Genomic DNA, 26,927 nt, shown 5'->3' with positions numbered 1-26,927 from the left:
CGAGCCCAGCCCGCCGCCGGTGCGACTAAAAGTCAGTCTTGACTGTTTGTTACTGGCTCCGCCATGCTCTCCGGGTGACGACGGCGGCGGGGGCGACGCGGGTGCCCCAGGAGGAGCGCACCCGGCTGATGCGGGCGCGGCTGCTGGAGGCGACGGTCGACTGCCTGGTCGAGCGCGGCTTCGCGGGGACGTCCACGACGCTGGTGTCCGAGCGGGCCGGGGTCAGTCGCGGTGCTCAGCTCCACCACTTCCCGACCAAGAACGACCTGGTCGTGGCCGCGGTCGAGCACCTGACCGAGAAGCGCGGCGCCGAGCTGGCCGCCGCGGCGCAGAAGCTGCCCAGCGGGAGCCGCCGGACCCGCGCCGTCCTGGAGATGCTCGCCGACCACTTCACCGGTCCCGTCTTCAGCGCCGCGCTGGAGCTCTGGGTGGCCGCCCGCACCGACGAGACCCTGCTGGCCGCGGTCTCGCCGCTGGAGCTGCGGGTCGGCCGGGAGACCCACCGGCTCACCGTCGAGCTGCTCGGCGCCGACGAGTCGGTGCCGGGCACCCGCGAGCTGGTGCAGGCGACCCTCGACCTCGTGCGCGGCCTCGGCCTCGCCAACACGATCACCGACGACGCCCGTCGCCGACGCCGGATCCTCGACCGGTGGGCCGACGTGCTGGACCAGGAGCTGGCATGACCCCTCCGCCCCGGGCACTGCTCGACGACCTCCTCGACGACCTCAGGGCCGAGGGCGACCGCCTGTGGGCGGCCGTCTCCGGGCTGGACGAGGCGGGCTGGGCGACGCCGACCCCGGCCCCCGGCTGGACCGTCGCCACCCAGGTCGCGCACCTGCTGTGGACCGACGAGGTCGCGGTGCTCGCGGCCGCGGCCATCACGCCGGAGGGCAAGGACGCCTGGGACGCGCTGGTGCTGCAGGCGCTGGAGGACCCGATGGGATTCGTCGACCAGCAGGCGCTCGAGGTCGCGCGGCTCGCACCGACCGCGCTGTTGGCGCGCTGGGGTGCGGCCCGCGAGGCGCTGCCACGAGCGCTGCGCGGCGTACCCGAGGGCCAGAAGATGCCGTGGTTCGGGCCACCGATGTCACCGACCTCGATGGCGACCGCCCGGTTCATGGAGACCTGGGCGCACTCCCTCGACGTGTACGACGCCCTCGGCACCGCGCCCGAACGCACCGACCGGATCCGGCACGTCGCCCACCTCGGGGTCCGCACCCGTGGCTTCGCCTACTCCGTGCACGGGCTCGACGCCCCCACCGAGGAGCCCCGCGTCGAGCTGACCGCGCCGTCGGGGGAGGTGTGGGCCTGGGGACCGCCCGACGCGGCGCAGTCGGTCACGGGGAGCGCCTGGGACTTCTGCCTGCTGGTCACCCAGCGGGTCCACCGCGACGACACCGACCTGGTCGCGACCGGCGCGGACGCCGAGAAGTGGCTGACGATCGCGCAGGCGTTCGCCGGCCCGGCCGGAGAGGGGAGAGAGGCACGTGGCTGACGTGGCACCGATGCGGATCGGGAACTGCTCCGGCTTCTACGGGGACCGGCTCTCCGCGATGCGCGAGATGCTCGAGGGCGGGCCGCTGGACGTCCTCACCGGCGACTACCTCGCCGAGCTCACGATGCTCATCCTCGGGCGCGACACGATGAAGGACGCGTCGACCGGCTACGCCAAGACCTTCGTGCGCCAGCTCGAGGACTGCCTCGGCCTCGCGCTCGAGCGCGGGGTGAGGATCGTCAGCAACGCCGGCGGCCTCAACCCGGCAGGCCTGGCCGACCGGGTGCGCGAGATCGCCCAGGGGCTGGGCCTCGACGCCAACGTCGCGCACGTCGAGGGCGACGACGTGAGGGCGCTCTCCTTCGAGGGGGCGCTCACGGCGAACGCCTACCTCGGCGGGTTCGGCATCGCTGCCGCGCTCCGTGAGGGCGCCGACGTCGTCGTAACCGGCCGGGTCACCGACGCCAGCCTGGTCGTCGGCCCGGCCGTGGCCCACCACGGCTGGTCCGAGACGTCGTACGACGAGCTGGCCGGGGCCGTCGTCGCGGGCCACGTGCTCGAGTGCGGCACCCAGGCGACCGGGGGCAACTTCTCGGGCTTCCGCAGCCTGCCCGACCACACCCGACCGCTGGGCTTCCCGCTCGCGGAGGTCGCCGGCGACGGCAGCAGCGTGATCACCAAGCACCCCGGCACCGGCGGCGCGGTCACCGTCGACACCGTCACCGCCCAGCTGCTCTACGAGATCCAGTCGACCCGCTACCTCAACCCCGACGTCACGACCCACCTCGACACGATCACGCTGCGCGAGGTGGGCCCGGACCGGGTCGAGGTCAGCGGCGTGCGCGGCGAGGCGCCGCCGGAGCGGCTCAAGGTCGGCGTCAACGAGCTCGGTGGGTTCCGCAACACCGCGGAGTTCGTGCTCACCGGCCTGGACATCGAGGCCAAGGCCGACTGGGTGCGCGAGCAGCTCAGCCCCGCCCTCACCGCTGCCGAGGTGTCCTGGACCCTGACCGCGCTGCCGCCGCCCGACGCGGACACCGAGGAGGGTGCGTCCTGCCTGCTGCGGTGCACCGTCAAGGACCCCCGGCCCGAGCCGGTCGGCCGCGCGTTCACCGGCCCGGCCGTCGAGCTGGCGCTGGCGTCGTACCCAGGCTTCACGATGACCTCGCCGCCCGCGGCGGGCTCGCCGTACGGCGTCTACCGGGCCGAGTACGTCGACCGCGCGGACGTGACCCACACCGTCGTGCACGCGGACGGCCGCCGCGAGGTGGTCGCCGACCCGCCCGCGTTCGGCGAGGCCGACCACGAGCACGGGCGTCGCCCGTCGCCCTACCCCGCTCCGACCGACGCGGTCACCCGGCGGATGCCGCTCGGCACGTTCGTGCACGCGCGGTCCGGCGACAAGGGCGGTGACGCCAACCTCGGGCTGTGGGTGGCCCACGACGGCTCGGAGAAGTACGACGACCGCGTGACCTGGCTGCAGAAGGTGATCACCCCGCGCAAGGTCCGCGAGCTGGTGCCGGAGGCCGCCGACCTCGAGGTCGAGGTCTACCTGCTGCCGAACCTCGGGGCGGTCAACGTGCTGGTCCGCGGGCTGCTCGGTGAGGGCGTCGCGGCATCCACCCGCTTCGACCCGCAGGCCAAGGGCCTGGGCGAGTGGGTGCGCTCCCGGATGGTGCACATGCGGGAGGGCCTGGCGTGAGCGCCATCAAGGAGCTGGGCGCGGAGTTCGTCCGCCGTGAGGTCGCGCCGCACCTGCAGGAGTGGGAGGACGCCGGTGAGATCCCCCGCGAGCTCCACCTGACCGCTGCGAAGCAGGGGTTGCTGGGCGTCTCCTTCCCCGAGGAGGTCGGCGGCCAGGGCGGTGACGTGCTGGACACCGTCGACCTCCAGGAGGGGATGTTCGAGGCCGGTGCCTCCAGCGGGTTGATGGCCGCGCTGTTCACCGGGGGCATCGCACTGCCGCACATCGCCGCGCACGGCAGCCCGGACCTGGTCGACCGGTTCGTGCGGCCGACGCTGGCAGGGGAGAGGATCGGCGCGCTCGGGATCACCGAGCCCGGCGGTGGTTCCGACGTCGGCGGCATCCGCACGACCGCGGTGCGCGACGGCGACCACTACGTCGTCAACGGGGCGAAGACCTTCATCACCAGCGGGGTCCGCGCCGACTTCGTCACGGCGGCCGTGCGCACGGGCGGCCCGGGTGCGGCCGGCGTCAGCCTGCTCGTCGTGGAGAAGGGCACGCCGGGCTTCACCGTCGACCGGTCGCTGCGCAAGATGGGATGGCACTGCTCGGACACCGCCGAGCTGTCGTTCGTCGACGTGCGGGTGCCCGCGGCCAACCTGGTCGGCGAGGAGAACAGTGGATTCCTGCAGATCGCCGAGCAGTTCGTCGTCGAGCGGCTCGCCCTCGCCGTCCACGCCTACGGGATCGCGGCACGGTCGCTCGAGCTGACCGCGGCGTACTGCCGCGAGCGGGAGACCTTCGGCAAGCCGCTGATCAGCCGGCAGGTCGTGCGGCACAAGCTCGTCGAGATGCACAGGCAGGTCGAGGTGGCCCGCACCTACACGCGCGAGGTCGCCCGCCGGCACGCGGCAGGCGAGCAGGTGATCGCCGAGGCCTGTCTCGCGAAGCAGACGGCGGTCGACTGCTCGACGTACGTCTGCGACCAGGCCGTCCAGCTGCACGGCGGGACGGGATACATGCACGGGACCGAGGTCGAGCGGCACTACCGCGACGCCCGGATCCTGCCGATCGGAGGAGGGGCCAGCGACGTGCTGACCGATCTCGCAGCCAAGCTGCTGGGCTACACGTGAGCGGCCTGATCAGGCCGATGGGCGGTGAGGTGTCGCTGTGGATGGACGCCTCCCCCGAGGAGGTCTGGGCGCTGGTCAGCGACGTCACCCGCATCGGGGAGTTCTCGCCGGAGACCTTCGAGGCGCAGTGGACCCGCGGCTCGACCGGCCCCGAGGTGGGCGCGTCGTTCAAGGGCCACGTGAAGCGCAACGGCGTCGGGCCGACCTACTGGACCCCGTGCCAGGTGACGGCCTGCGTGCCGGGCGAGGTGTTCGAGTTCGCCGTCGGCTCGGACGCGATGACGGTCAACAACTGGGGCTACCGTCTGCAGGCGCAGAACGGCGGCACCCTGGTCACGGAGTACTTCCGGCTCGAGCCCGCCCTCTACCTGCGCGCCTACTGGTTCGTGATGGGCTTCCTGCGCGGCCGCACCAACGAGAAGGGCATGCGCACCACGCTCGAGCGGATGAAGGCGGTGGTCGAAGGATGAGCGACAACCGCGAGGCGATGCTGGAGAAGCTCGCCGCACTGGACACCGAGAACGCCAAGGCCGTAGCCGGAGGCGGTGAGCGGTCGGTGTCGCGTCACCACGGTCGCGGCAAGCTGCTGCCGCGCGAGCGGATCGAGCTGCTCATCGACGAGGGCTCGGCCTTCCTCGAGCTGTCCCCGCTGGCCGGCTGGGGCTCGGACTTCACCGTCGGCGCCAGCGTGGTCACCGGCATCGGCGTCGTCGAGGGCGTCGAGTGCATGATCACCGCCAACGACCCGACCGTGAAGGGCGGGGCGAGCAACCCGTGGACGGTCAAGAAGATCTTCCGGGCCTCGCAGATCGCCGAGGAGAACGGGCTCCCGTCGGTGTCCCTCGTCGAGTCCGGCGGCGCCGACCTGCCGACCCAGAAGGAGATCTTCATCCCCGGCGGCAAGCTGTTCCGTGACATCACGCGGTCCAGCGCCCGCAAGGAGCCGACCATCGCCCTGGTCTTCGGCAACTCCACCGCCGGCGGTGCCTACGTGCCGGGGATGTCCGACTACACGGTGATGGTCAAGGAGCAGGCCAAGGTGTTCCTCGGCGGACCACCGCTGGTCAAGATGGCGACCGGCGAGGAGTCCGACGACGAGTCGCTGGGCGGTGCCGAGATGCATGCTCGCATCTCCGGCCTCGCCGACTTCCTCGCCGAGGACGAGCGCGACGCCATCCGGATCGGGCGTCGCCTGGTCGCCCGCCTCAACTGGCGCAAGGCGACTGCCGCACCGACCTCGTGGGCGGAGCCCGATGCGGACCCCGAGGAGCTGCTCGACCTGGTCCCGGCCGACCTGAAGGAGCCGTTCGACCCGCGCGAGGTGATCCGCCGGATCTGCGACGGGGTCTCCCCGACCAACGGGGTCGTCTTCGACGAGTTCAAGCCGCTCTACGGCGCCTCGCTGGTGACCGGCTGGGCGAAGATCCACGGACGTCCGGTGGGCATCCTCGCGAACGCGCAGGGCGTGCTGTTCTCCGAGGAGGCGCAGAAGGCGACGCAGTTCATCCAGCTCGCCAACCAGGTCGACACGCCGCTGCTGTTCCTGCACAACACGACCGGCTACATGGTCGGCGCGGAGTACGAGCAGGGCGGCATCATCAAGCACGGCGCGATGATGATCAACGCGGTCAGCAACTCCACGGTGCCGCACCTCAGCGTGATCATGGGCGCGTCCTACGGCGCCGGCAACTACGGCATGAACGGCCGCGGCTACGACCCGCGGTTCCTGTTCACCTGGCCGTCGGCGAAGTCCGCGGTGATGGGGCCCCAGCAGCTCGCCGGGGTCCTCGAGATCGTCGCCCGGCAGTCCGCCGAGTCCAAGGGCGAGGTCTTCGACGCCGAGGGCTTCAAGGGGATCAAGGAGATCGTCGAGGCCCAGATCGAGGAGCAGTCACTGCCGTTCTTCCTCTCCGGGATGCTCTACGACGACGGCGTCATCGACCCGCGCGACACCCGAACCGTCCTGGGCATCTGCCTGTCCGTCATCGAGAACAAGCCGGTGGTCGGCACCGACCGCTTCGGCGTCTTCAGAATGTAGGGGTCTCCATGATCAAGCGACTCCTGGTCGCCAACCGTGCCGAGATCGCCTCGCGCGTCTTCCGCACCTGCCGCAAGCTTGGCATCGAGACCGTCGCGGTGCACTCCGACGCGGACGCCGACCTGCCCTACGTGCGCGAGGCGGACCACGCGGTGCGACTGCCCGGCAACGCGCCGGCCGAGACCTACCTGCGGATCGACCTGGTGCTCGAGGCGGCCCGACGGTCCGGCGCGGACGCGATCCACCCCGGCTACGGCTTCCTCTCGGAGAACGCCGACTTCGCCCGTGCCGTCGAGGACGCCGGCCTGACCTGGGTCGGCCCGACGCCGGGGTCCATCGCCGCGATGGGCTCCAAGATCGGCGCCAAGGACATCATGAAGGCCGCCGGGGTGCCCGTCCTGACGACCTGGACCGCTGACGAGATCGGTGGTCGAGTAGCGAGCGCCAGCGAGCGTATCGAGACCCCGCTGCTGGTGAAGGCGTCCGCGGGCGGTGGGGGTCGCGGCATGCGCGTCGTGCGCCGCCTCGAGGACCTCGCCGGGGAGGTCGCGAAGGCCGAGGCCGAGGCGCTGTCGGCCTTCGGCGACGGCACCGTGTTCGTGGAGCCGTACGTCGAGCACGGCCGGCACGTCGAGGTGCAGGTCGTGGGCGACGGGCGGGGTGGCGTCCTGGTCCTGGGGGAGCGCGACTGCTCGCTCCAGCGCCGGCACCAGAAGGTCGTCGAGGAGTCGCCGGCGCCGAACCTCGCCGAGGAGGTGGTTGACGCGCTGCACGAGGCGGCGCGCAAGGCCGGCGAGGCGATCGACTACCGCGGGGCCGGCACGGTCGAGTTCCTCTACGACCCCGGGTCGGAGCGGTTCTTCTTCCTGGAGATGAACACCCGGCTGCAGGTCGAGCACCCCGTCACGGAGCTGGTCCACGGCGTCGACCTGGTCGAGATGCAGCTGGCGGTCGCCGAGGGGTCCGACCTGCTCGACTGGTCGGTCGCGGGCGAGCCGATGGGTCATGCGATCGAGGTGCGGCTCTACGCCGAGGACCCGGCCGCCGACTACCAGCCGCAGAGCGGCCGGCTGACGGCGTTCGAGATCCTCCCCCCTGGTGAGCAGAGCGAGGGCATCCGGGTGGACGCGGGCTTCGAGTCCGGCAGTGCGGTGTCGACGCACTACGACGCGATGCTCGCCAAGGTCGTCGCGTACGCCGGGACCCGGACCGCCGCCGCGCGCAAGCTCGCGTCGGTCCTCAGCCGGGCGCGCATCCACGGTCTGGTCACCAACCGCGACCTGCTGGTGTCGATCCTCCGCGACCCGACCTTCCAGGCCGGTGAGGTGTCGACCGACTTCCTCGCCGGCTTCGAGACCGACCGGTCGACCTCGGCGAGCGCCGACGCGGTCGTCGCCGCCGCGATCGCGCTGGCGGAGGTCGCCCGGGAGCGGCGGACGGTCCAGCGGGGCATCCCGGTCGCGTGGCGCAACGTGCCGTCCCAGCCGCAGCGCACGGTCTTCGAGACCACCGACGGCGAGCAGGTGACCGCCGAGTGGTGGGGCGGACGCGACGGCTACGAGGTCGAGGGACACGAGGTGGTGGCGGCGAGCGCGACCGCGGTGACGCTCGAGACCGAGGGCGTGCGGGCGACGTACCGCATCGCCGTCAACGGCGCCGACGTGGACGTGGACGGCCCTCGAGGCCACGTCCGGCTGGGCCTGGTGCCGCGGTTCGTCGACCCGGCCCAGCAGGTGGCCAGCGGCAGCCTGCTGGCACCGATGCCCGGCACGGTCGTGGCCGTGGCCGTCGAGGCCGGCGCCCGGGTCGAGGCCGGCCAGCCGGTGCTCGTGCTCGAGGCGATGAAGATGCAGCACACCGTGAGCGCGCCGTACGCCGGCACGGTCACGGAGATCGACGTGAAGCCCGGTGCGCAGGTCGCGGCCGGCGAGGTTCTCGCAGTAGTGGAAGAGGAGCAGCAGTGAGCAGCAACTTCAGCGAGTCCGAGGAGCGCCAGGAGCTCCGCAAGGCGGTGGCCAAGCTGGCGGCCAAGTACGGCCGTGAGTGGTTCACCCAGAAGGCTCGTGCCGGTGAGAAGACCACCGAGCTCTGGCTCGAGCTCGGCAAGAACGGCTACCTCGGCATCAACGTGCCCGAGGAGCACGGCGGCGGTGGCGGCGGCATCGGCGACATCGCGGCCGTCTGCGAGGAGATGGCGGCCCAGGGCTGCCCGATGCTGCTCATGGTCGTGAGCCCCGCGATCTGCGGCACGATCATCAGCCGCTACGGCACCGAGGAGCAGAAGCAGCGCTGGCTCCCCGGCATCTGCGACGGCACCGGCACCATGGCCTTCGCCATCACCGAGCCCGACGCCGGCACCAACACCCACAACATCACCACCACTGCGCGCCGCGACGGCGACGAGTGGGTGCTCAACGGTCGCAAGATCTGGATCTCCGGCGTCGATGAGGCCGACCACGTGCTGGTCGTGGCGCGCACCGAGGAGGCCAGGACGGGCAAGGTGAAGCCGGTGCTGATGGTCGTCCCGACCGACGCCGTCGGCTTCGAGGCCAACCCGATCCCGATGGAGATCGTCAGTCCCGAGCGGCAGTTCCAGGTGTTCATGGACGACGTCCGCCTGCCGCTCAACGCCCTCGTCGGCGAGGAGGACGGCGGTCTGGTGCAGCTGTTCGCGGGCCTCAACCCCGAGCGGATCATGGCCGCGAGCTTCTCGACCGGGCTCGCGCGCTTCGCGCTCGACCGGGCGGTCGCCTACGCCAAGGAGCGGACCGTCTTCAAGGGCCCGATCGGTGGGCACCAGGCGATCGCGCACCCGCTCGCCCAGTCCCACATCGAGATCGAGATGGCGCGCCTGATGACGCAGAAGGCCGCCGCCCTCTACGACGCCGGTGACGACATGGGTGCGGGCGAGGCCGCCAACATGGCCAAGTACGCCGCCGCGGAGGCCGCCTGCGCCGCCGTCGACCGCGCCGTGCAGACCCACGGCGGCAACGGCATCAGCCAGGAGTACGGCATGGCCGGCCTCCTGGTCGCCACGCGGGCCGGCCGGATCGCCCCGGTCAGCCGGGAGATGATCCTCAACTTCGTCGCGATGCACTCACTCGGGCTGCCGAAGTCCTACTGACCGGGATCCCGAGGGGTCGAGGACCGGCGTCGGCCGGTCGTCAGGGGCGGAGCGCGTCGCTGAGGCTGTCCAGCCGGGCCTCGACCAGCCGGTAGAAGGCCCACCGGCCGCGCTGCTCGCGGGTGACCAGGCCTGCGTCGACGAGCTGCTTCATGTGGTGGGAGACGGTGGGCTGGGACAGCCCGACGGGGTCGACCAGGTCGCAGACACAGGCCTCTCCGCCCGGGTTCGCCGCGATGAGCGACAGCAACCGCACCCGGGTGGGGTCGCCGAGCGCCTTGAACACCCGGGCGAGCTGCTCGGCCTCCTCGGCCGCGAGGACACCGCGGGCCACGGGGGCGCAGCACGCGCCGGCGCCGGAGGCGTCCACCTCGGACAGCGGCAGGGTCGACGGCATGACGCCCAGTCTGCCAGATGCATTGACACTCGTCGATCTATCGACGATGATCGATGTATCGAGAAGCGTCGATACGACCAGGAGAGGTGCCCCATGCCCACCACCGACCAGCTGTCCCAGCCCACCCCTGACCAGGTCCTCGAGGAGGTCCGCGCCCGGTACGCCGACGCCGCGACGCAGGTCCTCGAGGAGTCCTCCCGCGGCGCGTCGTGCTGCGGCGGCGAGGACGCCGTGGTCGAGCCGTCGTTCGGGGCGAGCCTCTACGACGCCGACCAGCAGGGGGAGCTCCCGGCCCAGGCACTGGCCGCCAGCCTGGGGTGCGGCAACCCGATCGCGGTCGCGGCGCTGCGGCCCGGTGAGCGGGTCCTCGACCTGGGCTCCGGCGGCGGGATCGACGTGCTGCTCTCGGCCCGCCGGGTGGGCGACACCGGGTTCGCGTACGGGGTCGACATGACCGACGAGATGCTCGACCTGGCCCGTGCGAACGCCGAGAGGGCCGGCGCCACCAACGTCGAGTTCCGCAAGGGGACCATCGAGGACGTCCCGCTCCCCGACGCCGCGGTCGACGTGGTCATCTCCAACTGCGTGATCAACCTGTCGGTCGACAAGCCGACGGTCCTCGCGGAGATGTACCGGGTGCTGGTGCCGGGCGGTCGGATCGGCATCTCCGACGTGGTCGCCGAGGACCAGCTCACGCCGTCCGACCGGGCCGAGCGCGGCTCGTACGTCGGCTGCATCGCCGGGGCGCTGTCCCGCAGCGAGTACCTCGACGGTCTCGCGGCCGTCGGCTTCGTCGACGCCGAGGTCGAGTTCACCCACGAGGCCGCACCCGGCATGCACGGCGCGATCATCCGCGCCACCAAGCCCGCCGCATGAGCCAGGGACGGTCCGCGTCGCCGCCACCCACCGCGCCCGAGGCCCCTGCCGTCGCGCAGCGCCTGTCGACCCTGGACCGGTACCTGCCGGCGTGGATCGGGCTCGCGATGCTCGCCGGCCTGCTGCTGGGCCGGTGGGTGCCCGGCGTCGCGGACGCCCTGGACGCGATCCGGGTCGGGTCGATCTCGCTCCCGATCGCGCTCGGGCTGCTGGTGATGATGTACCCCGTCCTGGCCAAGGTCCGCTACGACGAGGTGGGCGACGTGGCCCGCGACACCCGGATGATCGCCCTGTCCCTGCTGCTGAACTGGGTGATCGGGCCGGCGCTGATGTTCGCCCTCGCCTGGCTGCTCCTGCCCGACCTGCCCGAGTACCGCACCGGGCTCATCATCGTGGGCCTCGCGCGCTGCATCGCCATGGTCATCGTCTGGAACGACCTGGCCTGCGGTGACCGCGAGGCCGCGGCGGTCCTCGTCGCCCTCAACTCGGTGTTCCAGGTCGTCGCCTTCGCCGCGCTGGGCTGGTTCTACCTCTCCGTGCTGCCCGGCTGGCTCGGCCTGTCGACCGAGGGACTCGAGGTCTCGGCGTGGCAGATCGCGTGGAGCGTCCTGGTGTTCCTCGGCATCCCGCTCGCGGCCGGCTACCTCACGCGCCGGGTCGGGGAGCGCCGCCGTGGACGCGAGTGGTACGAGCAGCGGCTCCTGCCCCGGCTCGGGCCGTGGGCGCTCTACGGGCTGCTGTTCACCATAGTGGTCCTCTTCGCGCTTCAGGGCGACACGATCACGCACGAGCCGCTCGACGTCGCCCGCATCGCCCTCCCGTTGGTGGCGTACTTCGCGCTCATGTGGGGCGGGTCGATGCTCGTCGCGCACCGCGTCGGCCTGGGCTACGCCCGCTCCACCACGGTCGCCTTCACCGCCGCCGGCAACAACTTCGAGCTGGCGATCGCGGTCGCGATCGCCGTCTTCGGCGTCACCAGCGGCCAGGCGCTGGCCGGCGTCGTCGGTCCGCTGATCGAGGTCCCGGTGCTGGTCGGGCTCGTGTACGTGAGCCTGTGGGCCCGGCGCTTCTTCACCCCCACCACCTCGTCCCTGCGAGGAGCCTCCTCATGAGCGACGTCCCGACACCGACCCGCATCCCGACGGTCGTGTTCGCGTGCGTGCGCAACGGAGGCCGGTCGGTCATCGCCCGCGTCCTGACCGAGCACTACGCGCACGGGCGCGTGGTGGCGCTCTCCGCCGGCACCCGGCCGGGCGAGCACGTGCACCCCGAGGTCGCACGGGCCCTCGAAGGCCTGGGACTCGACACCTCCCGCGAGCACCCCACCCTGCTGACCACCGAGATGATCGCCTCGAGCGACCTGGCGATCACCCTCGGCTGCGGGGAGCAGTGCCCCTACGTGCCCGGGGTGACCTACCGCGACTGGCCCGTGGACGACCCCGGCGGGCAGGACGATGCGACCGTCCGTCGCATCGTCGCCGACCTCGACACCCGGGTCCGCGACCTGGTGCACGAGCTCGTCCCGCAGCTGGAGCTGGCGGAGCGCGTCACGTCCGTGGAGTGAGCCGCGGGCCATCCAGGCCGGCTCGCCCGGCGCGCTGGCGGAGTCCGTGCCCTCTTCCCTACCATCCAGGTGCCGGTTCTCGGGGCGCCCCGGCGTCGTACCGAGAAGAGGTCACCCCGTGCGCAAGCTCGTCACCGCCCTGGTCCTGGTGCTCGGCCTGGTCGGTCTCGGCGCGGTCTGCCCGGCGCAGGCGGCCCGCCCGGCCCCGCACAGTGCGCGGACCCTGGTCCCGTACGCGGGCCACTACCTGGGCAGGGACGCCCACCACCGGACCATCACCTTCTCCTACGCCCCGCACCGCGGGATGTACGGCTTCCGCGTCGACGGCCACCTGGTCGGTGGTGCCCACGTCTCGGGAGCACAGTGGCACCGCACCTGCCACCACGGCTGGTGCACGCGCGGGCACTGGATCACGGCCTACAGCGTCAGCGGCCAATGGGACAATCCGCACACCGGTGGGGACGTCCACTTCGAGGTCCACGCCATCGCCACCTGAGCGCGTGGTGCGCTCGGGTCGCTGGCCGACCGACCCTTGCCCATGGTCGAACAAGTGTTCGACAATGGGCGAGTGATCCTCCACGCCGACCTCGACTCGTTCTACGCCTCGGTCGAGCAGCGCGACGACCCCGGCCTGCGCGGCCGGCCCGTCGTCGTGGGTGCCGGCGTGGTGCTGGCGGCCAGCTACGAGGCCAAGGCGAGGGGGGTGCGGTCCGCGATGGGTGGCCGCGAGGCGGCCCGGCTGTGCCCGGAGGCGGTCGTGGTGCCGCCGCGCTTCGCGGCGTACGTCGAGGCGAGCCGGCAGGTGTTCGCGATCTTCGAGGACACCACACCGCTGGTCGAGGGCATCTCCATCGACGAGGCCTTCCTCGACGTCGGCGGCCTGAGGCGTCTGGTCGGGGAGCCCGAGGCGGTCGCGGTGACCCTGCGCCACCGGGTGCGGGAGGAGGTCGGCCTGCCGATCTCGGTCGGGATCGCACGCACCAAGTACCTCGCCAAGGTCGCCAGCGCCGTCAGCAAGCCGGACGGACTCCTCGGCGTGCCACCCGACCACGAGGCGGACTTCCTGCACCCGCTGCCGGTCGAGCGCCTCTGGGGAGTCGGCGCGATCACCGCGGCCAAGCTGCACGCCGACGGCATCCGGACGATCGGGGAGCTCGCCCGTCGCGAGGAGGTCGAGCTCGCCGCAGCGGTGGGGAAGGCGGCGAGCCGGCACCTGTGGGCGCTGGCGAACCTGATGGACCCGCGCCCGGTCGAGGTCGGCCGCCGCCGGCGCTCCATCGGCTCCCAGTGCGCGATCGGCCGTCCCGGTCGGCCGAAGTCGCGCGAGGAGCTCGAGGCGCTGCTCGCCGGGCTGGTCGACCGGGTGGCCCGGCGGCTGCGCGCCGGTGAGCGGATCGGCCAGACCTTCACCCTGCGGCTGCGCTTCGACGACTTCACCCGCGCCACCCGGTCGGCGACCCTGCGGCACTCGACCGCCACGACCGCGACCTGGCTGGAGACCGGGCGCCGGCTGCTGCAGGAGAGCTGGGGTCTGATCGAGGAGCGCGGGTGCACGCTGCTGGGCGTCACCGTCAGCGGTCTCGTCGACGGCCGCTCCCAGCAGCTGGAGCTGCCGCTGTTCCCCGATGCGGCGCACGAGGCCGGGCTCGACGCGGCGCTCGACCTGGTCCGCGACCGCTTCGGCTCGAGCGCCGTCACCCGGGCCGCCCTGGTCGGGCGGCACACCGGTCTGGAGATGCCGACGCTGCCCGACCCGGGAGAGCAGCAGCGAGCACAGCGGCGCCCGGATCCCCTGCTGACGGGGGTACGCCGCTAGCGTGTGCGCGTGGGCAGGATCATCGACGGCGCCGACCAGGCGCAGCGCCGGTGGACCGTGCTCGGCTACCCGATCGCGGTGATCTACAAGTTCTTCGACGACCAGGGCAACTACCTGGCCTCGATCATCACCTACTACGCGTTCATCGCGATCTTCCCGATCATGCTGCTGGCCAGCTCGATCCTCGGCTTCATCCTGCAGAACAACCAGGAGCTGCAGGAGCAGCTGATCGACTCCGCGCTGGCGCAGTTCCCGATCATCGGCACCCAGCTGAACCTGCCCGAGGGCCTGAAGGGCTCGACGACCGCGATCGTGGTCGGCTCGCTCGTCGCGATCTACGGCTGCCTGGGGCTGGGCCAGTCGGTGCAGAACGCTCTCAACATCGCGTGGTCGGTGCCGCGCAACAGCCGGCCGAACCCGTTCCTGCTCCGGCTCAAGAGCCTGGTGCTGCTGCTGACCGCGGGCGTCGCCGTGCTCGTCGTCTCGGCCCTGTCCATCATCGGCAGCAGCACCGAGGTGTTCGGCGAGAACGTCGACACCACGATCCGCTGGGCCATCCAGGTCGCGACCGTGCTCCTCAACGGCACCGTGCTCACCATCCTCTACCGGCTGGGATCGGCCCGTGAGCACCGGATCCGCTACGCAGCGCCAGGCGGCTTCTCGGTCGCGGTGATGTGGCTGGCCCTGCAGTACTTCGGGACGCTCTACGTCACCCAGGTGCTCGCCAAGGCCGGTCCGGTGAACCAGACCTTCGGCCTGGTCCTCGGGCTGATGGGGCTGATCTACTTCGCCGCCGTGATGGGCGTCTTCGGGATCGAGATCAACGTGGTGCTCGCCCGCCGGTTGTGGCCGCGCGCGCTGCTGACGCCGTTCACCGACAACGTCGAGCTCACCGACGCGGACCGCCGGGCCTACGTCGGCTACGCCCGCGCCCAGCGCCACAAGGGGTTCGAGACCGTCGAGGTGACCTTCACCGACACGCAGAAGCTCCGCATGCTCGAGCCGGAGTCCGAGGACGACGGAGCCGACCACACCGCCTGAGCCCAGCTCCGCCGCGAGCGTCAGGCGGGCAGCGCGGGCGCGACCTGGTCGGCGAGGAGCACCGCCACCCGCAGCTGCTCGGCCGAGGGGTAGCTGACCCGGGTGGTCGCGGTGACCAGGAAGTGCCCGACCACCCGGTCGCCGCGGCGGACCGGGACGGCGACGTACTCGTCCGTGGGCAGGCCGGTCCGGGCGACGTCGACCAGCCGGCCGCCCCGCGTCAGCCCGCCGTCCTGGTCCAGGACCGCGACGCGGGCGTCGTGGACCGGACCCTCGACGAACCGGCAGTCGTCCGCGCCGAGGACGTCGGCCACCTGACGGGCGACGACGTCGACCAGTGCCTCGGTCGGCAGATGGCCCTCGGCCACCGACCGGGCCGCGTCGAGGACACCGTCGAGGTAGCCCGCCCGGCGCTGGGCGGCTCGCTGCTGCCGGTAGCCCCACAGCGCGATCTCCGAGACCGCGAGGCTGATCACGACCAGGAGCACCGTCGTCTCGACGTCGTCGGTGCTGGAGATCGTGAACCGGTGGCGCGGCTCGGTCAGGAAGAAGTCGAAGGAGGCGGCGCCGGCGAGCGCCGCGAGGACGCCGGCGACGCGGTCACCGGTCGACGCGGCGGCGACCACCCACAGCACGAGGATCAGGGCGGCCGCCGCGGAGGTCACGCCGTCGCCGAGCGCGCCGAGGACCGCGCCGGTCAGGACGGGTGCGACGACCGCGCCGACCCGGATCCAGGGTCGCCAGCGACGGCTCCAGGGCGCCGCGACCGACCGCTCCACCATGGCTCGATCATCCGCCTGCCGGCCCGGGGTCGGCAGCCTCCTTGACGGAATCCTGACGGTCGTCGACCGGCGGCCGGTAGGTCCGGTCGGGCAGGAACGAGAGCCAGCCCGGCAGCCACCAGGTCCGGTCGCCCAGGAAGGCCAGCACGGACGGCAGCAGCACCGCGCGCACGACGGTGGCATCGAGCAGGATCGCCACCGCGAGGCCGACGCCGAGCTGCTTGAAGGTCGTCATCGACAGCGTCGCGAACACCGCGAAGACGGCGACCATGATCGCGGCCGCGCTCGTCACCACGCCGGCCGAGGTGCCGACGCCGTGCGCCACGGCGTCCCGGGTGGACAGGCCGCGGTCGTGGGCCTCGCGGATCCGCGAGACGACGAAGACGTGGTAGTCCATCGACAGCCCGAAGAGCACGACGAACGCGAACAGCGGGATCCAGGACTCGATCGCGCCGACCCCGCGGCCACCGACCAGCGATGCGCCCCAGCCGTGCTGGAAGACCGCGACGAGGACGCCGAAGGCGGCCGCCATCGACAGCACGTTGAGCACCACCGACACCAGGGCGATCGTGACCGAGCGGAAGGCCACGAGCATCAGCACGAACGCCAGCACCAGGACGAACACGACCACCCGCAGCATCGAGTCCTCCAGCTGGGCGTTGAAGTCCTGCGAGAAGGCGAGGTTGCCGCCGACGTACGCCCGGGCCCCGGGGACCTCGCCGACCGTCGTCGGGACGAGGTCGGAGCGCAGCGCGTCGAGCGCGCGCACGGACGTCGCGTCGGTGCCGTCGCCCGCCAGCGGCACCTCGATCTCCAGGGCGTCGACCTCCGGGTGGGCCGAGACCAGGATCGGTTCGCGCACGAGCCCGGTGGCCAGCGCCCGGCTGGTGAAGTCGTCGACGGCCGCGTTCATCTCCGCGCTCTGCACGGAGGGCGCCGTGACGACCACCCGGGCCGGCGTCGGACCGCCGGGGAAGGCCGCGGTGATGTGGTGGTAGCTCTGCATGATGCTGGTGTCGGCAGGCAGCAGCTTGTCCAGGCCCAGCCGCTCGGTGTGCATCCCGGCGGCGGGGATCGCGAGCACCAGCAGGAACGCGGTCGCGAGGACCGCGGACACGCCCGGCCGGTGCAGCACGCGGGTGAGGACGGCGTGCCAGAAGCGGTTCTCGGTGCCGGGTCGCCGCATCCGCCCGAGCCCGGGGACCCTGCCCAGGTCGACGCGGTCGCCGAGGAGGGAGAGCATCGCCGGCAGGACGGTGACGGACCCGACGACGGCCACGAGCACGACTAGGATGGTGGCGGTCGCGAAGCCCTCGAAGATCAGCATCCGGGAGAGGAACATCCCCGACATCGCCGCCACCACGGTGAGCCCGGAGACGAGCACCGAGCGGCCCGACGTCGCGGCGGCGACCTGCAGCGCGGTCGCCGGGTCGCGGCCCCGGACCCGCTCCTCGCGCTCGCGGCGCAGGTAGAACAGCGAGTAGTCGACGCCGACGGCCAGGCCGACCAGCAGCATCACCGAGCTCGCCGAGGTGTCCAGGTGCATCCGGTGGCTGACCAGGGCGAGGATGCCGTTCGCGGCGAGGAACGAGGTCAGGGCGAGGCCGACGGGCAGCAGCGCCGCGAGCAGCGCGCCGAACGCGATCAGCAGGATGCCGATGGCCAGTGGCACGGCGGTCCACTCCGCCCGGCGGAAGTCCTTGAGGATCGTGTCGTCGAACCAGGCGTTCGCCGAGCCGTCGCCGAACTCGTCGATCCGGGCGCCGGGGTACGCCGAACGGGTGGCGGCCGCCGCGTCGAGCAGGGGCTGCGCGCGGTCACCGGCCGTCATCGGGTCGCCGGACATGGTCACGCGCACGAGGGCGGAGTGACCGTCCTGCGACACCAGCCCGTTGACGTAGGGGTCGACGACGTCGGTGACCGCGGCGGTGGCGTGCAGCCGCCGCACCAGGTCCGTCACGACCTCGCGGGAGCTCGGGCTGGTCACCGGGGCGTCGGTGGTCACGAGGAACATCTCGCTCGCCGGCGTGCGCAGGTGGGTCTCACCGAGCACCTGCTCGAACCGCGCCGAGTCGCCGGCGGCGTACTCGTCCTCGGTCATCTCGACCTGTCCGGCCGTCGAGCCCAGCAGCATCGCGACCACGACGAACACCAGCCAGCCGACGACCGCCGACACCCGGTGCCGCACGCTCCAGCCACCGATCGTCGCAGCCAGGTTCTGCCGTCCGTCCCTCTCTCTCACCGGGTCACTCACCAGGTCACTCACGAGTCCACGCCGTCCTCCGCACGATCCCGGGACGAGTCAACGCCGACCGGGCCCGCGCCGGCAGAGCACTTCGTCGGCTGAGGGCGAGGACCTCCGGCCGGGCCGGTCCCGACGGGTCCGCAGGCCGGGGCTCAGCCGCCGGCGCTGAGCCGGGAGTCGCCGTCGTACGCCGGCAGCGGCCTGGCCACGACCGCCGCGGCCTCGTCGGCGTCGAGGCCGAGGAGCCGCAGCGCGCCCCGGGCCAGGTCGTCGACCGCGTCGGGTCCCAGGGAGCCGGGGTCCTCGATGCTCACCCGGAGCAGCTCGATGAGCCCGCCGGCGACCGCCGCGAGGGCCACCTGGGGCGGGATCGGGAGGAAGCGGCCTGCCTCCTGACCGACCTGGATGTCACGCAGCGCCCGGGGCGCGAGCCCGTCCGGGCTGCGCAGGACCGCGAGCCCGGCCTGGGACAGGAACCGCGCGAGGTCCGGGTGGGTGGAGCCGAGGCGACCGGAGATCCGCAGCGAGGTGGCGAACACCTCGGCCGGGTCCTCGAGGCCGGCCGTCGCGGCGTCGTTGAGCTGGCCCCAGCGCTCGAGCACCTCCTGCCCCGCGGTCTCGAAGAGCTGCTCCTTGGACTCGAAGTGGTTGTAGAACGAGCCGAACCCGATGTCGGCCTCCTCGGTGATCTCCTGCACCGTCGCCCGCTCACCGCGGCCCGAGGCCATCAGCCGCACCGCTGCGTCCACCAGCGCCCGCCGGGTGCGCAGCTTGCGCCGGTCGAGGCGGGTCGGGGCGGTCTGGTCAGCTGCGGTCACGGGGCCAACCTACTCTTGACAACTGCCGTCACATGTCTGATTCTCCATAACAATCTTGTGATGAGATCACAATTAGTGAGGGAGAGCACATGAAGCGGACCGAGGTGGCCGTCCCCGACGGGACGCCCTACGAGGACGTGCACGCCGGCCTGCACAGTGAGCAGGGCGGCTACCGGGGGGAGCACCCCGGTCGTGCGGCCAACCCCGTCGTCAAGGTCGTCGACCTGGCCTGGCTGGAGTTCGAGAAGCCGGACCTGGAGCGCGCGGAGCGCTTCCTGGTCGACTTCGGGTTCACGGTCGCCGACCGCACCCCCGACGAGCTCCGGCTGCGCGGGGCCTGGTCGGGCGGGCCCTGCCTGGTGATCCGGCGCGGCCCGCGCTCGCGGTACGCCGGCCACGCGATGCTGGCCGCCTCCCGGTCCGACCTCGACCGGCTCGCGCGGAGCACCGGGAGCCGTGTCGAGGACCACCGCGGCGGGCACGCCGTCCGACTGGTCGACCCCAGCGGCTACGAGGTCCGGGTCGTGGCCGGCGGGCCCGAGCTGCCGGCCCTGGCCGAGCGCGCTCCGCTCACCCTCAACTTCGGGACGACGACCCCGCGACCCAACCAGCCGCAGCGCCCGCCGCGCGTGGCGGCCCAGGTGCAGCGGCTGGGCCACGTGGCCCTGGAGACCACCCGGTTCAGCGCCGCACTGGACTGGTACCTGGAGACGCTCGGCCTGATCGTCAGCGACCTTCTCTTCCTCGACGACCTGCGCGACCACGGACCGACGATGGCGTTCATGCGGTGCGACCAGGGCGGCACGCCCACGGACCACCACACCCTGGCGATGTTCCTCGGCCCGCGGACCGGCTACGCCCACTCCGCCTACCAGGTCACCGACCTCGACGCCGTCGCGACCGGGGGCGAGTTCCTCCGCGAGCAGGGCTACCAGCGGGTGTGGGGGATCGGCCGGCATATCCAGGGCAGCCAGATCTTCGACTACTGGCGTGACCCGGACCGGCTGATGTTCGAGCACTTCGCCGACGGCGACAAGTTCGACTGCACGATCGAGCCCGGGTGGTCGCCGATGTCGACCAGCGGCCTGGCCCAGTGGGGACCGCCCGTGAGCCGCGACTTCCTCGGCACCAAGCCGAACCCGGCGCTCGTCGCCGCGGTCCTGCGCGCCCTGGCGCTCGAGGACAACGACATCGACCCGCGCACCCTGCGGTCGCTCATGAAGGCGATGAGCGCATGAGCACCAACGTCGCCCGCACCGACGCGGGGTGGTGGGTCGTCGCCGGCGAGGTGGCCACCCCCGTGGACACCGCCGCCACCACGACCGCCGAGCTGTTGGCCGACCGGACCGCGGTGGACGCCGCTGCCGGCACCGCGAAGGGTGCCGTCCCGGTGGCCGACCTCGACCTGATCAGCCCGGTCACGACGCCGGCCCGGGTGGTCGCCCAGATGGTCAACTACCGCTCGCACGCGCACGACTCCGGCTTCGACCCGGACGCCGTCCCCCCGACCTTCTTCCGCAAGGCCTCGACCTCGGTCACCGGACCGACCGGCGACATCGTGCGGCCCGAGGGCGTCCGGTTCCTCGACTACGAGGTCGAGCTGGGCCTGGTCATGGGTGCACCGCTGCCGCTGGGCACCGAGGTCACCGACGACACGCTCCACACCTACGTCGCCGGCCTGGTCGTCACCAACGACGTCAGCGCCCGCGAGATCCAGCTGACCCGCACCCAGTTCTACGAGTCGAAGTCCTACCCGACCTTCACCCCCGTCGGTCCCTACCTCACCCTGGTCGACGCCGACGAGCTGCGCCGGCTCTCGACGCTGCGGCTGCGGCTCTCGGTCAACGGCGAGGTGCGCCAGGACAGCACCGTCACCGACATGATCGTGCGCCCCGCCCGAGCGTTGACCCTGCTCGCCCGGTTCCAGCAGCTCGCTCCCGGCGACCTGCTGCTCACCGGGACGCCCGGCGGCACCGCCCTCAAGGCACCGCCCGCGGTGGTGGAGAAGATCGGCGCGCTCCTGCCGCCCCGGCTGAAGTGGAAGATCTTCTTCGACAAGCAGGAGTCGAACCCGCGCTACCTCCACGACGGCGACCACGTCTCCGCGCGGATCGCGTCGCCCGACGGGGCCATCGACCTCGGCAGCCAGCGCAACCGGGTGACGGCCGCGTCATGACCGCCGCCCCGACCACGGCGCCGGGCATCGTGGCACTCGCCGACGCCGAGGCGGTCCCGCTGGCCGAGGGCGACCTGCCTCGCTCGACGTACGACCTGGTGCGGCGTGCCGCGGCGACCTGGCCGGAGGAGACCGCGAGCACCTGGCTGGCGGACCCGGCCGCGCCCGAGCGGGCCCTGGCGCTCTCCTTCGCGGAGACCGCCGAGCGGGTGACCCGGCTCGCGAACGCGCTGGTCCGCCTCGGTGTCGGCCGGACCGACGCGGTGACCCTCTGCTCGCCGAACGTGAGCGGCCTGTGGGTCGCCACCCTGGCGGCCCAGGCCGCGGGGATCGCCGCGCCGGTCAACCCGGCGCTGGGCCGCGAGCGGGTCGTCGAGCTGGCTAGGCGGGTCCGGTCCCGCGTGGTGGTCGCGGCCGGGCCCGAGGTCGACCCGACCGTGTGGGACACGGCGCTGGCGGTGGCCGCCGAGACCGGGGCGGTCGCGGTGCTGGCGCTGCGGCCCGACGACGCCACCGGCTCCGCTCCCCGTCTGCCCACCCGGGACGGCCTGGTCGTCGCGTGGGCCGACGACCTGGCGGCCGTCGAGCCGGCCTCGGAGCTGACCGCGGCCGAGCCCGGCCCGGACGACCTGGCGGCGTACTTCCACACCGGCGGGACGACCGGCGCTCCCAAGATCGCCGTCCACACCCACGCCAACGAGGTCGTCTGCGCCTGGGGCGTCGCGGTCTCCGGGGGGATCGGTCCCGGCGAGACGATGCTGGCCGGACTGCCGCTCTTCCACGTCAACGCCCTGGTCGTCACCGGCCTCGCGCCGATGGTGCGCGGCCAGCACGCGCTCTGGCCCGGCCCGCTGGGCTACCGCGCCCCGGCGCTCTACGGCGGCTTCTGGCGGCTCGTCGAGAGGTACGGCGTCGTCGGGATGTCGGCCGTCCCGACGGTCTACGGCACCCTGCTCGACGTCCCCGTCGACGCCGACATCTCCTCACTGCGGCTTCCCGTGGTGGGGGCGGCGCCGCTGCCGGCCGCGGTGCGGGACGGCTTCGCCGCGCACACCGGTGTCCCGCTGCTCGAGGGCTACGGGCTGACCGAGGCGACCTGCGCGAGCTGCTTCACCCGCCCCGGCGCGGCATCGCCGGGGTCGGTCGGGACCCGGCTGCCCTACCAGCACCTCAAGGCCGTCCGCGTCGACGCCGACGGCCGGTGGACCGACCTGCCGCCCGGCGAGACCGGGACGCTGGCGATCTCCGGTCCCGCCGTGTTCGCCGGCTACCTGGTCGGGCACGACGGTGGCCGACCGGTCGTCGAGCGAGGCGCCCACGTCCGCGACGGCTGGCTCGACACCGGTGACCTCGGCGAGGTCGACGTCGACGGCCGGGTGCTGCTGCACGGCCGCGCCAAGGACCTGATCATCCGGGGCGGGCACAACATCGATCCCCGGGTGATCGAGGAGGCGCTGCTGCGGCACCCGTCGGTCGTGGCCGCCGCCGCGGTCGGGCAGCCCGACCTCCGGTCCGGCGAGGTCCCGGTCGCCTACGTCGTGCTCACCCCCGGCGCCGGGGCCGATCCGGCCGAGCTGGTCGCGTGGGCCCGGGCCGAGGTCGGTGAGCCGGCCGCCGCGCCCCAGCACGTCCGCCCGGTCGACGCCATCCCCGTCACCGCGGTCGGCAAGCCCTTCAAGCCCGCCCTGGTCGCCGACGCCGCCGCGTGCGTGGCCCGGGACCTGCTCCGCACCGCCGGCATCGACGCTGCGGTGGCACCCCTGCTCCACGAGGGCCGAGCGGGGGTCGACGTCACCGACGTCGGCGACCTCGAGACGGCCGCGCACGCCCTGTCCGCCCTTCCCGTCGTCGTGAGGATCCGCCGATGAACAGCGTCCCCCTCCCCGCACCCGTGGTCGTCGTCGGCGCCGGGCCGGTCGGCTCCGCCGCCGCGCTGCTGCTCGCCGACCGGGGCGTGCCGGTCACCGTCCTGGACCGGTACGCCGAGCCCTACCCGCTCCCGCGCGCGGTCCACCTCGACGACGAGGTGCTCCGCGTGGTCGACGACCTCGGCGTCGTCGACGGGTTCCTCGCGCGGTCCCGTCCGGCCTCCGGCCTCCGGCTGCTCGACGCCCAGCACCGGGTGATGGGTGAGTTCACCCGCAGCGCCGAGGAGAGCCCCCAGGGCTATCCCGAGGCGAACATGTTCGACCAGCCCGAGCTCGAGGAGCTGCTGCGGGCCCGGCTGCTGGCCCACCCCCTGGTGTCGCTGCGGACCCGGCGCGACGTCACCGGCCTGGTCGACCGGGGCGGCCCGACGTGCACCGTGGCCGCCGTCGACCTGGACACCGGCGCCGAGGAGCAGCTGCCCGCGTCGTACGTCCTGGGGTGCGACGGTGCCAACAGCACGGTCCGCGGCCTGCTCGGCGTCGAGATGGAGGATCTCGGGTTCACCGAGCAGTGGCTGGTCATCGACGTGGTCGCCGACCGCGACCTCGACGTCTGGGACGGGGTCGAGCAGGTCTGCGACCCGGCCCGTGCGGCGACCTTCATGCAGCTGGTCGGTCGGCGCTACCGGTTCGAGTTCCAGCTCGTCGGGGACGAGACCGCCGACGACCTGGTCGAGCCGGCCCGGCTCGCCGGGCTGCTGAGCCCGTGGACCGGCCGTGCGGACCTCGCGGGGCTCGACGTGGTGCGGCAGGCGACCTACACGTTCAAGGCGCGGCTGGCGTCCCGATGGCGCGAGGGCCGGGCGTTCCTGCTGGGCGACGCCGCGCACCTCACGCCCCCGTTCATCGGACAGGGTCTGGGTGCCGGGTTGCGCGACGCGCACAACCTCGCGTGGAAGCTGGCGGCCGTCCTCGTCGGCGGTGCCGGCCCGGAGCTGCTGGACAGCTACGAGGAGGAGCGTCGCCCGCACGCGAGGGCCCTGGTGAAGAAGGCCGTCACCGTCGGCTGGGCGATGACCGGGGGGCAGGACCGGGCGGCCGCCGTGCGGCGGGTGGTGATCGCGCTGCTGTGTCGGGTGCCGGGCTTCACCGGGACCGTCATCGACACCACGACGCCGCGGCTGCGCGGCCGGGTCGCCCTGGGCTCCGGCCGGTGCGCCGGCACGCTCGCGCCCAACGGGTTCGTCGCCGGTGACGGTCGTCGTCTGGACGCGGTGCTCCGCCACCGGGTCGGCGTGGTGACCACCCCGGACGCACCGTCCGGCGCCCGGGAGGGCGCCGAGGCGGCCGGTCTCCCGGTCGTCGTGCTCGAGGGGCTGCCCCGCCGGCTGCGCCGGGACGCACGCCGCGGTCTCGTGGTGCGACCCGACGGCGTGGTCGCCGGCGCCGGCCCGGCCGCGGTGGCGACGGCGGCGGCATGGGTCGAGCCGGACCCGGCGACGGCGCGGGCTCAGGCGTCGTAGTGCGCCAGGCCGGCCCAGGCCTGTGACCACGAGCCCCTGGGGCCGTCGCAGACCCAGACCCCGGCGCCGACCTCCTCGTTGGGGGCGTCCGCGTCGTTGCGCAGGCGGGTCTCCAGCCGGCAGCCGGTGAACCACGGGTCGGGGGAGACCTGGAAGACCACGACGACGGGGGTCGCGGTGTCCGGCGGCGGACCCCAGAAGCGGTGGCCGTTGTGGCCGCTGTACGCCGGCAGCCCGACGTCGTACCACCGCATGGCACCGGCCTCGCCGTAGTTGCCCGTGAAGATCACGGCGTGCTCACGCTGGTCGGGCGGGAGGCCGTCGACGACGGCGCGGACCTGGTCGGCGTACTCCGGCCAGCCGATGGTGTCGAGCTGGGTGTCGTTGAGGTCGGCCCATCCCGATGACGCGAACGTGGCGGCCGGCAGCACCGGCACCATCGCGGGGTAGGCGACGGCGGCGGAGGCGACCAGGACGGCCCCGGTGATCGTCAGGGCCCGGGTGGACCACCGCTCCGCGAGCTCGGCGCAGCCGGCGGCGATGAGCGGCGGGATCAGGCCGGCCAGGTAGTAGCCCTTGCCGCCGGTCACGAGGAACACCAGCAGGACGACGAGGAACGCGACCGCCAGCGGCCGCACCCGGGCCCGGTCCGGCCGGCGCAGCAGCTGCACCAGGCCGAGGATCCACACCGCCGCGATGACCGGGCTGTACATCGCGAGGGCCTCGAGGACCAGGTCGACGCGACCGCCCACGCCGCCGTACTCGTCGGCGATGTCGGCCGACAGGGCGAAGACCGGCCAGTCGTGCTGGGCCTGCCAGACCAGGTTGGGCAGCCACAGGGCGAGCGCGAGGAGCCCGCCCAGCCACGGCCACCGGGTGCCGAGCACCGGCCGGGTCTCCCGCACGACCGCCACGCCGACGAGCACGCCCAGCAGGCAGAACACGACCGTGTGCTTGTTGTTCAGGCCGACCCCCGCGAGCAGCCCGGCGAGCAGCCAGAGCCGGGGCCGGTCGTCGACCAGGGACTGCGCGACGACCACGAGGATCGCGGTCCAGAAGAACACGTCGAGGGTGGCGGTCTCGAGCAGGTGACCGAGCCCGAGCACGCCCGCCGAGAAGGCGACGCTCACCGCGGTCAGCACCTGGCCCGCGCGCCCGGCGCCGACCAGCCGGGCGGCCTGCACGGACAGCATCACCACCCCGACCATCGCGGCGATCGCGGGGAGCCGCAGCACCACCAGGTTCGACGGGGCCACCTCGTCGGCCAGGCGAGCCACGAGCGGGGTCAGCGACGGCTGGTCGGGGTAGCCCCAGGCGAGGTGGTGGCCCGCGGTGACGAAGTACATCTCGTCGCGGTGCGGGCCGTAGTGGGGCGACAGCAGCAGCATGGCCACGGCGAGGACGCCCACGACGAGGGCGACCTCGCGGACGGCGTACGCCGGGCGGGCGGTCATGCGCGCAGGCGGTCGCGCAGCCGTCCGACCAGCTCGTCGGAGAGGCCGAGCCCGTCGCGCAGGTAGGCGTCGACCGAGCCGTGGTCGGCCGCGACCGCGTCGTACGCCGTCTGCAGGTAGGCCTCCTCGACCACGAGCGTGGGCTCGTAGACCGCCACCTTGTCCGCGCCGAGGTGCTCCTCGATGAGGGCCAGGTACTTCGCGCGCGTGCCGGCCGAGAAGTCGTTGGAGAGCAGGTAGTCCGCCACGATCGTCGCCCGGTCGACCCCGGCGACCTCGAGCAGCAGGGCCGCCGCCCAGCCGGTGCGGTCCTTGCCGGCGGTGCAGTGGAAGACCTGGGGCAGCTCCTCGGTCGCGATCGAGGTCAGCAGCGCGGCGTACGACGACCGCGCCTGCTCGGACCGGACGAACGCCTCGTAGACGTCGAGCATCACCCGCTCGGCGGCCGCGGTGTCGGGCAGGATCTCGACCATCTCCATCGGGATGCCGGAGACGTCGAGGTGCTGCCAGCGCGCCCCGGGGACGGCCACGTCGGGGTGGGCGTCGATCTCCAGGGTGCTGCGCAGGTCGTGGATGACGCGCAGGCCCAGGTCGGCGAGCGCGACGACGTCGTCGTCGTGGAGCTGCAGCTCGTTGGAGCGGTAGCAGACCCCGCGCCGGACCCGCCCGCCGTCGGTGGTGGGGTAGCCCTCGCCCGGGCCCGCGACGTCGCGGAAGTTGTCGGCGGACGCGAGGCGGAGCAGCTCGGACGGGGCATCGGTCACGCCCCGCAGGATAGGCGCAGCAGGCGACGGTCAGGTGCGGATCGACGACCCCAGGCCAGGCCTGGCCCGGTCCGGCCATGGTGCCTGGTCGACCCGGGCCCTAGCGTGGTCCGGTCGCCAGGGGAGGGG

24 protein-coding genes are annotated in these 26,927 nt (G+C 73.0%); 18 read left to right on the top strand and 6 right to left on the bottom strand.

The window, feature by feature from the left end; genetic code table 11:
* Positions 1-74 precede the first annotated feature (74 nt).
* From ACILRH_RS00785 to ACILRH_RS00750, 8 genes are read left to right on the top strand one after another with little or no spacing between them, the layout of a single operon-like run.
* Complete coding sequence (locus ACILRH_RS00785) at positions 75-683, top strand: TetR/AcrR family transcriptional regulator (protein WP_395690225.1); 609 nt, start codon at positions 75-77, stop codon at positions 681-683.
* Positions 680-1,495 carry a TIGR03084 family metal-binding protein gene (locus ACILRH_RS00780; protein WP_395690224.1) on the top strand — a complete coding sequence of 272 codons (816 nt, stop codon included), beginning with the start codon at positions 680-682 and terminating at the stop codon, positions 1,493-1,495. Before ACILRH_RS00785 ends, ACILRH_RS00780 begins: the two co-directional genes overlap by 4 nt.
* The gene (locus ACILRH_RS00775; protein WP_395690223.1) at positions 1,488-3,197 is read left to right on the top strand and encodes an acyclic terpene utilization AtuA family protein; all 1,710 of its coding nucleotides are present in this window, start codon (positions 1,488-1,490) and stop codon (positions 3,195-3,197) included. The genes ACILRH_RS00780 and ACILRH_RS00775 overlap by 8 nt, the downstream gene beginning before the upstream one ends.
* Positions 3,194-4,312 carry an acyl-CoA dehydrogenase family protein gene (locus ACILRH_RS00770; RefSeq protein ID WP_395690222.1) on the top strand — a complete coding sequence of 373 codons (1,119 nt, stop codon included), beginning with the start codon at positions 3,194-3,196 and terminating at the stop codon, positions 4,310-4,312. Before ACILRH_RS00775 ends, ACILRH_RS00770 begins: the two co-directional genes overlap by 4 nt.
* Entirely contained in the window at positions 4,309-4,782 is a 474-nt protein-coding gene (locus ACILRH_RS00765) for an SRPBCC family protein (RefSeq protein ID WP_395690221.1), read from the top strand. The genes ACILRH_RS00770 and ACILRH_RS00765 overlap by 4 nt, the downstream gene beginning before the upstream one ends.
* The gene (locus tag ACILRH_RS00760) at positions 4,779-6,350 is read left to right on the top strand and encodes an acyl-CoA carboxylase subunit beta (RefSeq protein WP_395690220.1); all 1,572 of its coding nucleotides are present in this window, start codon (positions 4,779-4,781) and stop codon (positions 6,348-6,350) included. Before ACILRH_RS00765 ends, ACILRH_RS00760 begins: the two co-directional genes overlap by 4 nt.
* A gap of 8 nt (positions 6,351-6,358) precedes the next feature.
* Positions 6,359-8,314, top strand: coding sequence for an acetyl/propionyl/methylcrotonyl-CoA carboxylase subunit alpha (locus ACILRH_RS00755; protein ID WP_395690219.1), 1,956 nt, complete (start codon positions 6,359-6,361; stop codon positions 8,312-8,314).
* Positions 8,311-9,474: an acyl-CoA dehydrogenase family protein gene (locus ACILRH_RS00750; RefSeq protein ID WP_395690218.1), complete on the top strand. Its 1,164-nt coding sequence runs from the start codon at positions 8,311-8,313 to the stop codon at positions 9,472-9,474. Before ACILRH_RS00755 ends, ACILRH_RS00750 begins: the two co-directional genes overlap by 4 nt.
* Positions 9,475-9,514: 40 nt before the next feature.
* On the opposite strand, the gene ACILRH_RS00745 is transcribed toward ACILRH_RS00750, so the two are convergent.
* Positions 9,515-9,871, bottom strand: coding sequence for an ArsR/SmtB family transcription factor (locus tag ACILRH_RS00745; protein WP_395690217.1), 357 nt, complete (start codon positions 9,869-9,871; stop codon positions 9,515-9,517).
* 93 nt (positions 9,872-9,964) lie between these two features.
* On the opposite strand from ACILRH_RS00745, the gene arsM reads away from it, so the two are divergent.
* The 6 genes from arsM (at position 9,965) to ACILRH_RS00715 (ending at position 15,168) form a co-directional block, all read left to right on the top strand.
* On the top strand, positions 9,965-10,747 hold the full coding sequence (arsM, locus tag ACILRH_RS00740) for an arsenite methyltransferase (protein ID WP_395690216.1): 783 nt from the start codon (positions 9,965-9,967) through the stop codon (positions 10,745-10,747).
* A complete protein-coding gene (gene arsB, locus ACILRH_RS00735) occupies positions 10,744-11,859 on the top strand; it encodes an ACR3 family arsenite efflux transporter (protein WP_395690215.1) in 1,116 nt (371 codons plus the stop codon). The genes arsM and arsB overlap by 4 nt, the downstream gene beginning before the upstream one ends.
* On the top strand, positions 11,856-12,311 hold the full coding sequence (locus ACILRH_RS00730) for a low molecular weight phosphatase family protein (RefSeq protein WP_395690214.1): 456 nt from the start codon (positions 11,856-11,858) through the stop codon (positions 12,309-12,311). Before arsB ends, ACILRH_RS00730 begins: the two co-directional genes overlap by 4 nt.
* 118 nt (positions 12,312-12,429) lie before the next feature.
* On the top strand, positions 12,430-12,807 hold the full coding sequence (locus ACILRH_RS00725; RefSeq protein ID WP_395690213.1) for a hypothetical protein: 378 nt from the start codon (positions 12,430-12,432) through the stop codon (positions 12,805-12,807).
* 72 nt (positions 12,808-12,879) lie between these two features.
* Entirely contained in the window at positions 12,880-14,127 is a 1,248-nt protein-coding gene (gene dinB, locus ACILRH_RS00720) for a DNA polymerase IV (RefSeq protein WP_395690212.1), read from the top strand.
* Positions 14,128-14,136: 9 nt separating this feature from the next.
* A complete protein-coding gene (locus ACILRH_RS00715; protein WP_395690211.1) occupies positions 14,137-15,168 on the top strand; it encodes a YihY/virulence factor BrkB family protein in 1,032 nt (343 codons plus the stop codon).
* 20 nt (positions 15,169-15,188) lie between these two features.
* Here ACILRH_RS00715 and ACILRH_RS00710 read toward each other — a convergent pair whose 3' ends face one another.
* The 3 genes from ACILRH_RS00710 to ACILRH_RS00700 all read right to left on the bottom strand — a co-directional run bounded on the left by ACILRH_RS00710 (position 15,189) and on the right by ACILRH_RS00700 (position 19,013).
* On the bottom strand, positions 15,189-15,950 hold the full coding sequence (locus ACILRH_RS00710; RefSeq protein WP_395690210.1) for a DUF4118 domain-containing protein: 762 nt from the start codon (positions 15,948-15,950) through the stop codon (positions 15,189-15,191).
* Positions 15,951-15,957: 7 nt separating this feature from the next.
* A complete protein-coding gene (locus ACILRH_RS00705) occupies positions 15,958-18,192 on the bottom strand; it encodes an MMPL family transporter (RefSeq protein WP_395690209.1) in 2,235 nt (744 codons plus the stop codon).
* Between the two features lie 155 nt (positions 18,193-18,347).
* Complete coding sequence (locus ACILRH_RS00700; RefSeq protein WP_395690208.1) at positions 18,348-19,013, bottom strand: TetR/AcrR family transcriptional regulator; 666 nt, start codon at positions 19,011-19,013, stop codon at positions 18,348-18,350.
* A gap of 89 nt (positions 19,014-19,102) precedes the next feature.
* On the opposite strand from ACILRH_RS00700, the gene ACILRH_RS00695 reads away from it, so the two are divergent.
* The 4 genes from ACILRH_RS00695 to ACILRH_RS00680 are packed head-to-tail and all read left to right on the top strand — an operon-like array spanning position 19,103 to position 24,580.
* Complete coding sequence (locus ACILRH_RS00695; protein ID WP_395690207.1) at positions 19,103-20,251, top strand: VOC family protein; 1,149 nt, start codon at positions 19,103-19,105, stop codon at positions 20,249-20,251.
* Complete coding sequence (locus tag ACILRH_RS00690) at positions 20,248-21,189, top strand: fumarylacetoacetate hydrolase family protein (RefSeq protein ID WP_395690206.1); 942 nt, start codon at positions 20,248-20,250, stop codon at positions 21,187-21,189. The genes ACILRH_RS00695 and ACILRH_RS00690 overlap by 4 nt, the downstream gene beginning before the upstream one ends.
* Positions 21,186-23,057, top strand: a complete 1,872-nt coding sequence (locus ACILRH_RS00685) for an acyl-CoA synthetase (protein ID WP_395690205.1) — start codon at positions 21,186-21,188, stop codon at positions 23,055-23,057. Before ACILRH_RS00690 ends, ACILRH_RS00685 begins: the two co-directional genes overlap by 4 nt.
* Positions 23,054-24,580: a bifunctional 3-(3-hydroxy-phenyl)propionate/3-hydroxycinnamic acid hydroxylase gene (locus tag ACILRH_RS00680; protein ID WP_395690204.1), complete on the top strand. Its 1,527-nt coding sequence runs from the start codon at positions 23,054-23,056 to the stop codon at positions 24,578-24,580. The genes ACILRH_RS00685 and ACILRH_RS00680 overlap by 4 nt, the downstream gene beginning before the upstream one ends.
* On the opposite strand, the gene ACILRH_RS00675 is transcribed toward ACILRH_RS00680, so the two are convergent.
* Positions 24,568-26,034 (bottom strand): glycosyltransferase family 39 protein, encoded by a 1,467-nt coding sequence (locus tag ACILRH_RS00675; protein WP_395690203.1) that lies wholly within the window; start codon positions 26,032-26,034, stop codon positions 24,568-24,570. The genes ACILRH_RS00680 and ACILRH_RS00675 overlap by 13 nt on opposite strands.
* Complete coding sequence (locus tag ACILRH_RS00670) at positions 26,031-26,798, bottom strand: tyrosine-protein phosphatase (protein WP_395690202.1); 768 nt, start codon at positions 26,796-26,798, stop codon at positions 26,031-26,033. The genes ACILRH_RS00675 and ACILRH_RS00670 overlap by 4 nt, the downstream gene beginning before the upstream one ends.
* Positions 26,799-26,927: the final 129 nt, after the last annotated feature.

It is taken from the genome of Nocardioides sp. (genome assembly GCF_044226765.1).
GTDB lineage: Bacteria > Actinomycetota > Actinomycetes > Propionibacteriales > Nocardioidaceae > Nocardioides.
The sequence above is the reverse complement of the archived record's forward strand: the minus strand, read 5'-3'. Positions and strand labels throughout refer to the sequence as shown.

What these genes read in the sequence shown, in the direction of transcription:
- ACILRH_RS00675 (WP_395690203.1), bottom strand. Translation starts at nt 26,034, where the DNA reads ATGACCGCCCGCCCGGCGTACGCCGTCCGCGAGGTCGCCCTCGTCGTG.
- ACILRH_RS00730 (WP_395690214.1), top strand. Translation starts at nt 11,856, where the DNA reads ATGAGCGACGTCCCGACACCGACCCGCATCCCGACGGTCGTGTTCGCG.
- arsB (WP_395690215.1), top strand. Translation starts at nt 10,744, where the DNA reads ATGAGCCAGGGACGGTCCGCGTCGCCGCCACCCACCGCGCCCGAGGCC.
- ACILRH_RS00680 (WP_395690204.1), top strand. Translation starts at nt 23,054, where the DNA reads ATGAACAGCGTCCCCCTCCCCGCACCCGTGGTCGTCGTCGGCGCCGGG.
- arsM (WP_395690216.1), top strand. Translation starts at nt 9,965, where the DNA reads ATGCCCACCACCGACCAGCTGTCCCAGCCCACCCCTGACCAGGTCCTC.
- ACILRH_RS00685 (WP_395690205.1), top strand. Translation starts at nt 21,186, where the DNA reads ATGACCGCCGCCCCGACCACGGCGCCGGGCATCGTGGCACTCGCCGAC.
- ACILRH_RS00695 (WP_395690207.1), top strand. Translation starts at nt 19,103, where the DNA reads ATGAAGCGGACCGAGGTGGCCGTCCCCGACGGGACGCCCTACGAGGAC.
- ACILRH_RS00745 (WP_395690217.1), bottom strand. Translation starts at nt 9,871, where the DNA reads ATGCCGTCGACCCTGCCGCTGTCCGAGGTGGACGCCTCCGGCGCCGGC.
- ACILRH_RS00710 (WP_395690210.1), bottom strand. Translation starts at nt 15,950, where the DNA reads ATGGTGGAGCGGTCGGTCGCGGCGCCCTGGAGCCGTCGCTGGCGACCC.
- ACILRH_RS00690 (WP_395690206.1), top strand. Translation starts at nt 20,248, where the DNA reads ATGAGCACCAACGTCGCCCGCACCGACGCGGGGTGGTGGGTCGTCGCC.
- ACILRH_RS00780 (WP_395690224.1), top strand. Translation starts at nt 680, where the DNA reads ATGACCCCTCCGCCCCGGGCACTGCTCGACGACCTCCTCGACGACCTC.
- ACILRH_RS00755 (WP_395690219.1), top strand. Translation starts at nt 6,359, where the DNA reads ATGATCAAGCGACTCCTGGTCGCCAACCGTGCCGAGATCGCCTCGCGC.
- ACILRH_RS00760 (WP_395690220.1), top strand. Translation starts at nt 4,779, where the DNA reads ATGAGCGACAACCGCGAGGCGATGCTGGAGAAGCTCGCCGCACTGGAC.